Annotated in this window: 7 protein-coding genes and 1 rRNA gene; 1 reads left to right on the top strand and 7 read right to left on the bottom strand. The window is 43.7% G+C overall.

The genetic code is table 11. The annotated features are described in order from the left end of the window. The 5 genes from L4D12_RS00300 to L4D12_RS00280 all read right to left on the bottom strand — a co-directional run. Positions 1-329: ribosomal RNA gene (locus tag L4D12_RS00300) — 16S ribosomal RNA — on the bottom strand; the annotation flags it as partial. 379 nt (positions 330-708) lie between these two features. Further along, positions 709-1,113, bottom strand: coding sequence for a type IV pilus modification PilV family protein (locus L4D12_RS00295; RefSeq protein WP_428445824.1), 405 nt, complete (start codon positions 1,111-1,113; stop codon positions 709-711). Continuing rightward, a complete protein-coding gene (locus L4D12_RS00290; protein WP_428445823.1) occupies positions 1,103-2,386 on the bottom strand; it encodes a hypothetical protein in 1,284 nt (427 codons plus the stop codon). The genes L4D12_RS00295 and L4D12_RS00290 overlap by 11 nt, the downstream gene beginning before the upstream one ends. After that, on the bottom strand, positions 2,386-3,003 hold the full coding sequence (locus L4D12_RS00285) for a PilW family protein (protein ID WP_428445822.1): 618 nt from the start codon (positions 3,001-3,003) through the stop codon (positions 2,386-2,388). Before L4D12_RS00285 ends, L4D12_RS00290 begins: the two co-directional genes overlap by 1 nt. Then, positions 2,987-3,574, bottom strand: coding sequence for a pilus assembly FimT family protein (locus L4D12_RS00280; RefSeq protein ID WP_428445821.1), 588 nt, complete (start codon positions 3,572-3,574; stop codon positions 2,987-2,989). The genes L4D12_RS00285 and L4D12_RS00280 overlap by 17 nt, the downstream gene beginning before the upstream one ends. 134 nt (positions 3,575-3,708) lie before the next feature. Here L4D12_RS00280 and L4D12_RS00275 point away from each other — a divergent pair, with 134 nt between their 5' ends. Beyond that, positions 3,709-4,086 carry a type IV pilin protein gene (locus L4D12_RS00275; protein WP_428445820.1) on the top strand — a complete coding sequence of 126 codons (378 nt, stop codon included), beginning with the start codon at positions 3,709-3,711 and terminating at the stop codon, positions 4,084-4,086. Positions 4,087-4,189: 103 nt separating this feature from the next. On the opposite strand, the gene dnaJ is transcribed toward L4D12_RS00275, so the two are convergent. After that, positions 4,190-5,329 carry a molecular chaperone DnaJ gene (dnaJ, locus tag L4D12_RS00270; protein WP_428445819.1) on the bottom strand — a complete coding sequence of 380 codons (1,140 nt, stop codon included), beginning with the start codon at positions 5,327-5,329 and terminating at the stop codon, positions 4,190-4,192. 88 nt (positions 5,330-5,417) lie between these two features. After that, the gene (gene dnaK, locus L4D12_RS00265) at positions 5,418-7,331 is read right to left on the bottom strand and encodes a molecular chaperone DnaK (protein ID WP_428445818.1); all 1,914 of its coding nucleotides are present in this window, start codon (positions 7,329-7,331) and stop codon (positions 5,418-5,420) included. Positions 7,332-7,456: the final 125 nt, after the last annotated feature.

Below are 7,456 nucleotides of genomic sequence, written 5' to 3'. Positions count from 1 at the left end.
TCTCAGTTCCAGTGTGGCTGATCATCCTCTCAGACCAGCTAGGGATCGTTGCCTAGGTGAGCCNTTACCCCACCTACTAGCTAATCCCACCTGGGCCAATCTTGGCGCGAGAGGTCCGAAGAGCCCCCTCTTTGGTCCGTAGACGTTATGCGGTATTAGCTATCGTTTCCAATAGTTATCCCCCACACCAAGGCATGTTCCCAGGCATTACTCACCCGTCCGCCGCTCGTCATCTTCAAAAGCAAGCTTTTGAAATGTTACCGCTCGACTTGCATGTGTTAGGCCTGCCGCCAGCGTTCAATCTGAGCCATGATCAAACTCTTCAATTAAAGTTTTTTGTTGGCTCAATGAATACTGATGTTTTACTTTCATAAAACGAATTGACTGTGCCAAGTCTTTCGACTTGATTGGTCACTCAGTTCATTGATAACCAGTTTGCTTTCACTTTTTAAAGTGAAGACAAATGGTGTTGACTATCATTTCACGAGTGCCCACACAGATTGCATGGTCAAATTGTTAAAGAACTCAGCCATCACAACCACACTATTGAGTGATTTGTCGTGACAACGGAGCGGCATTATAGGGCGGGATTTTGAAGACGCAAGCGGTATTTTGAAGCAACACAATCAAACGACCAAAAACCAATCGCAGGATTGGTTTTTGCTGTATTTTCCATCTTTATGGCTCAATAAATCATTAAGAACTAAGCTAATCAAATTCACTGTATTTTGAAATAACAGTATCCAGACTCACTTGTTGCGCCGTGTCCCAGCGATCTTTCCAGCTCACCGTGACATTGATTTTCTTAGCCCCCACAACTGGGCTGTCATCTACCACAGTAACCACCCGTGTGAAATCGGTGCCCGATATTGGTTCATTTGATGAGCCAATTGAACTATACGCGATGATGTTTGTGGCTGCACTTTGCGCACGCGTTTGGAAATATTCAAGCTTCTCTTCTGCCAGATACAATGCATCAATACTGCGCAATGCATTTTCAGATTTCACTTCCATATAGGTTTGCAGTTTTATTAAGCCCAATACACCAATCGATAAGACAACCATCGATATAAGCACTTCAATAAGACTAAAGCCTTTCGTATTAGATATCATTCCATGAACCTTCTACCCAAATTACTTTTCTAAGTTTAGTCAGTGGCTTTTCTATCAAATCTCGGTTATATAAAAAATTCATTCCGCTAGCAAATGCTGCTATTTGTCCAGGAGCATCCATAACATAACCCCCTGCTGGCATAAAAGCCCCGGATTGGTAATATGAGGTTTTATTTAACGGAGCACCTGCTGGTATAGGGTAATTACTATGGGATGCCATATCATTCCATATAAACTCGTTAGGTGAAAAAGAGATATTTAAATGATATATCATACCAGGAAATTTATGAGCGCCTCGCACTGAAAATATCCCATCTTGAATAACTAAAATAATTCCATCAATTTTACTATTCCCTGCAATTGCATTATCAATGGCAGTAAATGCATTATTATCTAATTCACATGTACCATCTACCCATATAAGGTCATAATCAGCCTTAATAGCATCAGCAATTCCCCCTCCACATCCAGATAACTTTTTATAACTTACATTTCCTGTGCTCGTCGTGACATAGCTCCCTGTCAGTAACTTAAATTCTTTACTATCACGCACCTTCGTCCAATCAGACCGTGGAACTGTAAACACATCTTTAAAAGGATCAAAACTGGTATCATAAACAAAATCTTTATATGGACTCAATGTCGACTCTGTCCATGATCCTGAACCAAGTGTAGATTGATAATCTGATTTACAACTTTGTCCACTAGATGGAAATCCTGAATATGGTGGTTTAGCTTCTATTAACCCCTGATTAACTACATTTCCATCAACATCCACTGTTCCTTTATATCGCAGTATTGTACATAACCACTTAGCTGATGTTGCAGATTCCTTTATATTTGGATCAGGTGATATGGTATATGCCCCATTAAAATATAGGTCCGAGCTACTCTTTAGTGCACCAGATGTGCTTGGCCCTGCAGTATTAAATTTTTTCTCTAATAGCCTTTTAGCCAAATCAATATTGGACTCTGACGTTAATAAATAAGGTCCAGAGCCTGTAATGTTCATTGAGAATAAATTTAGTGGAACCTTACATTTGCTCGATAACTTTGTTTTAGCCAAATCAACGTCTTTCAAGTCATTAACTAAGGCAAACCCACACTCCAGCCCCCCTTCGGCTGTCCAATGGGCCTGCCTTATGAGCACTTCATTTTGTGTACGTTTTATTTGATAAAACACATTTTTATATGATGCTAATGAAAACAACAGTGAAACAACTAACAACATCACTGTTACTAATAAAGTTGCCATTCCATTTTGAGTTTTCATTACTTCCAATTCCTAGCTTTGATAGTCGTTGATACTGTTTTTGAATAACCGCTGTTTGCTAAAGATGCCGTTATGCTAATATTCAATAGCGTTGATGTTGCGCTTGAGGTTACCAATTGAGTTGGCGTCAGTGTAAAATCAGATAAACTAAAATAAGTTGGGTCAATTAAACTTGAGACTGTACCCGGACCACAAGAGGCACTTACTGGTATTGGGATTGATCCTTTATCTTTAATATCTTCACACATCTGCAATGTTGTCGATGCGCCTGACACTCGGTATTCAACAATTCGCCACTTATTATTTTCATCTTCATATATATAACTCAATCGATTATCGGCGACATGAAGCGTTGATAGTGCGCCCGATAAAACCAACGACCCTGAGTTATTAGAATTATATCCAGCCCGCTGTGCATCCGTTTTAATCAAGCGAATTGCGTCATTAAGATCTTGTGCCAGCATTAATTGCTTACTTCTTTCTAAAGCGAACGTTTGTCCACTAAGAAATACCGATCCGACAAGTGTAAGAAGTACGATCCCCATCGCTGATGCTATTAACAATTCAATTAATGAAAAACCGCATTGTTTCGTTAGAGATTTAGTTACATTTTTCATAATTATAATAAGCTCCCGTTTCACCACAAACACGTACACGGCCAGTACGCTGATCCATTATCACCTTCACCGCTTTTGCTGGATCTTCATAAAAAACGTAGCTTCCTTTTTCATTTGTTGTCGCCCGAACAGGATCGATGGTATGAGCCACGAAAGTACTCTTTGCTTTAATGGCGATATGTTCAAAATCTTTACCATCAATCATCGCAATCGCGTCAGCTTTAGCCAACGTGATATTGGCTGGCGAGGTGGCACTGTCCGTTACCGCTAAAACCCATGCTCCATCCGTTTGATATGCAGTTTCATTTGCATCGTCACGTACATAATGGACGCTCAATTTGATATTGCGCATCACCGCTTCAGACTTTGCCTGAACCAGTAACCACTCAATTTCTGTAGCAAGACGTTTGACTTTATTACTTTCAATCAAAGAGCTAAATGATGGTGCAGCGGCAGCCGCGAGAACTACCATCACCGTTATTGCGATCAGCATTTCAAGTAAGGTGAACCCAAAAGATGTTCGATGATTAATGCCATCGAAATGTAATCGATCAAATGATCCGCGAGCCATACCCCAATTCCTTCACTCAGACTTACTGACAGTCCAATATCAACTTGATTCATATAGTATCACTCCCGCAGAATGTCGATGTTTGAAAAGAAAAAGTTATCGAGTTATCTCGAATAAATGAGAGGTTACTGTTCATGAAATATCATAAAGGCGTGACGCTGATCGAAATGATGATTGCCGTTGCAGTTCTCGGAATATTAACAGCGATGGCTTATCCGTCTTATCAGGAGCATGTGTTTAAAAGTCATCGAAATAAAGCGATGGCGGATTTAATTATGATTCAACTCGCTATAGAAGAAAACCGTACCCAGGGTACGCCTTATCCCAGCACGATCTCTTCTAGCCTCTGCATTGCTTGTGACAATAGTGGAGAGCGTTATAGCTACTCTATCGAATCAACAACGACCAGCTATACGTTAACAGGGAAAAAATCAGCATTACAGAACGGTGATTCATGTGGCGATCTCACCCTGAAAAGCACTGGTGAAAATGGCCCGGCAGGATGTTGGTAGGTATACTAAATTCAGAGTCGTCTTAGCTAGACGTCTCATTATTTATAATACAAAAAAGCCAGCTTTCGCTGGCTTTTTAATGTATCACTAAACAGGACTGGACTTAACCAGTTAAGTCATCAAAAAACTTCTTCACACCGTCGAAGAAACCTTCTGATTTAGGCTTGTGCTTTTTCGCTGCAGAACCACCCAGAGTATCTTCCAACTCCTGTAGTAGTTCTTTCTGGCGTGAGCTGAGGTTCACTGGAGTTTCAACCACCAGCTTACAGATCAAATCACCCATCGCGCCGCCACGTACCGACTTCACACCCTTTCCTCGCATACGGAACATACGACCAGTCTGGGTTTCACTCGGAACTTTCAAGCTGACACGGCCGTCAAGAGTTGGTACTTCCACTTCGCCGCCCAATGCTGCCATAGTAAAGCTAACAGGGACTTCGCAGTAAAGGTTATTGCCGTCACGCTCAAAAATATGGTGCTGAGAAACATGAACCTGAACATATAGATCGCCCGCTGGTGCACCAAACTCACCGGCTTCACCTTCGCCCGATAGACGAATGCGATCGCCTGTATCAACCCCTGCAGGGATCTTCACAGACAGCGTCTTAGTCTCTTCCTTACGGCCCTGACCATGACAGGTACCACAAGGCTCTTTGATGATTTTTCCGCGTCCATGACAGTGCGGACACGTCTGCTGAACGGCAAAGAATCCTTGGCGCATCTGAACCTGGCCTTGGCCATGGCAAGTGCCACATGTCGTTGCCGATGTTCCTTTCTTGGCACCAGAACCATCACAGGTATCACAAGCAACCAATGTTGGTACACGGATCTCTTTCGAACAACCACGGACTGCTTCTTCTAGCGTTAGCTCCATGTTGTATCGAAGATCAGCACCGCGCTGCGCACGCTGTTGACCACCTCGACGGCCACCGCCACCAAAGATGTCACCGAATACATCACCAAAAATATCACCGAAATCAGCACCGCCGCCAAAGCCGCCGCCACCCATTCCACCTTGCTCAAAAGCCGCATGACCGTACTGATCATACGCCGCTCGCTTTTGTGGATCCGTGAGGATTTCGTATGCTTGCTTAACTTCTCTGAACTTCTCAGCCGCCTGATCATCACCCTGATTACGATCCGGGTGGAATTTCATCGCAAGGCGTTTGTAAGCCTTTTTGATATCTCGCTCTGAGGCATCACGGCTCACGCCCAGAACTTCATAAAAATCTCGTTTTGACATACTTGACCTGTCACCTGCCTTAATAGAACTACGGGCGTAAGAGTAACCTCTGACGCCCGTGGACTAATAAGATTAAATGTTATTTATCTTATTTTTTTTCGTCTTTAACTTCTTCGAACTCAGCGTCAACCACATTGTCGTCTTGCTGTGCTTGCTGCTCGCCCGCACCCGCTTGCGCTTGTTGAGCTTGCTGCTGAGCAATTTCCATTAGCTTTTGAGAAGCGGCGATTACTGCTTGTACTTTAGCATCAATCGCTTCTTTATCTTCTGCTTTACGTGCTGTTTCTAGCTCAGCGACGGCTGCTTCGATTTTCTCTTTCTCATCAGCTGGAAGTGCATCACCTGCTTCTTCGATTTGCTTACGCGTACCGTGGATTAGCTGGTCAGCTTGGTTACGAGCAGTCACTAGTTCTTCGAACTTTTTGTCCGCTTCTTTGTTAGCTTCTGCTTCTTGAACCATCTTCTCGATGTCTTCATCGCTTAGGCCGCCAGAAGCTTGGATAGTGATCTTCTGCTCTTTACCAGTGGTTTTATCCTTCGCAGATACGTTCAGGATACCATCGGCATCAAGGTCGAAGGTAACTTCAATCTGAGGCATGCCACGCGCTGCTGCTTGGATACCTTCTAGGTTAAATTGACCTAGAGACTTATTGAAGTTTGCTTGCTTACGCTCACCCTGAAGCACGTGGATAGTTACCGCGCTCTGGTTATCTTCAGCTGTAGAGAACACTTGGTTCGCTTTAGTTGGGATAGTGGTGTTCTTCTCGATAAGCTTAGTCATTACACCGCCCATGGTTTCAATACCAAGAGATAGCGGAGTAACGTCTAGTAGAAGCACGTCTTTCACATCACCAGCAAGTACGCCACCCTGAACCGCTGCGCCTACTGCAACTGCTTCATCTGGGTTTACGTCTTTACGTGGCTCTTTGCCGAAGAATTCAGTTACTTTCGCCTGAACCATTGGCATACGTGTCTGACCACCAACAAGGATAACGTCAGTGATATCGCCTACAGACAGGTCAGCATCAGCAAGCGCAACTTTTAGTGGCTCAAGAGAGCGTTGAACTAGGTCTTCAACTAGAGATTCTAGTTTCGCACGAGTCACTTTGATGTTCATGTGCTTAGGACCCGTCGCGTCAGCGGTGATGTAAGGTAGGTTCACATCAGTTTGCTGCGCAGAAGATAGTTCAATCTTCGCTTTTTCTGCTGCTTCTTTCAGACGCTGCATTGCAAGAGGATCAGCTTTCAGGTTGATGCCTTGCTCTTTTTTGAACTCGTCAACCAAGTAGTTGATCATGCGGTTATCGAAGTCTTCACCACCTAGGTGAGTATCACCGTTAGTTGATAGTACTTCGAAGGTTTTCTCGCCTTCAACTTCATCGATTTCGATAATAGAGATATCGAATGTACCACCGCCAAGGTCGTAAACCGCGATAGTGCGATCGCCACCTTTCTTATCAAGACCGTAAGCCAGTGCTGCCGCTGTTGGTTCGTTGATAATACGCTTAACTTCTAGACCCGCGATACGGCCAGCATCTTTGGTTGCTTGACGCTGAGCATCGTTAAAGTAAGCAGGTACAGTGATAACAGCGCCAGTCACTTCCTCACCCAGGAAGTCTTCAGCTGTTTTCTTCATTTTCTTAAGTACTTCAGCAGATACTTGAGGAGCTGCCATTTTCTGGCCTTTCGCTTCTACCCATGCATCACCGTTGTCAGCCTTCACAATTTTGAACGGCATGATTTCGATATCGCGCTGAACTTCTTCATCTTCAAAACGACGACCAATCAGACGTTTGATAGCGAATAGAGTATTTTCTGGGTTCGTTACCGCCTGACGTTTAGCCGGCTGTCCAACTAGCGTTTCACCGTCTTGAGTGTATGCGATCACAGATGCTGTTGTGCGCTCACCCTCAGCATTTTCAATTACACGTGGCTTGTCACCATCCAGTACGGCTACACAAGAGTTAGTTGTACCCAAGTCAATACCAATGATTCTACCCATCAGGTTTTCTCCGCAATTCGTTAAGCTTATCTTGCCATGCGTTTAAACGTCGTTGGCAACGCGGTATCACCCGCAGAAATTAATTTACGATCTCGTATGACTACTAAATAAGGGCAGCCAAGTTG

It is taken from the genome of Photobacterium nomapromontoriensis, assembly GCF_050336815.1.
In the GTDB taxonomy this organism is placed as follows: Bacteria; Pseudomonadota; Gammaproteobacteria; order Enterobacterales; family Vibrionaceae; genus Photobacterium; species Photobacterium nomapromontoriensis.
The sequence above is the reverse complement of the archived record's forward strand: the minus strand, read 5'-3'. Positions and strand labels throughout refer to the sequence as shown.

Bases quoted from the DNA above. Each gene is read 5' to 3' on its own strand.
- L4D12_RS00285 (WP_428445822.1), bottom strand. From the start codon at position 3,003: ATGAAAAATGTAACTAAATCTCTAACGAAACAATGCGGTTTTTCATTA.
- L4D12_RS00290 (WP_428445823.1), bottom strand. From the start codon at position 2,386: ATGAAAACTCAAAATGGAATGGCAACTTTATTAGTAACAGTGATGTTG.
- L4D12_RS00295 (WP_428445824.1), bottom strand. From the start codon at position 1,113: ATGATATCTAATACGAAAGGCTTTAGTCTTATTGAAGTGCTTATATCG.
- L4D12_RS00280 (WP_428445821.1), bottom strand. From the start codon at position 3,574: ATGGCTCGCGGATCATTTGATCGATTACATTTCGATGGCATTAATCAT.
- dnaK (WP_428445818.1), bottom strand. From the start codon at position 7,331: ATGGGTAGAATCATTGGTATTGACTTGGGTACAACTAACTCTTGTGTA.
- L4D12_RS00275 (WP_428445820.1), top strand. From the start codon at position 3,709: ATGAAATATCATAAAGGCGTGACGCTGATCGAAATGATGATTGCCGTT.
- dnaJ (WP_428445819.1), bottom strand. From the start codon at position 5,329: ATGTCAAAACGAGATTTTTATGAAGTTCTGGGCGTGAGCCGTGATGCC.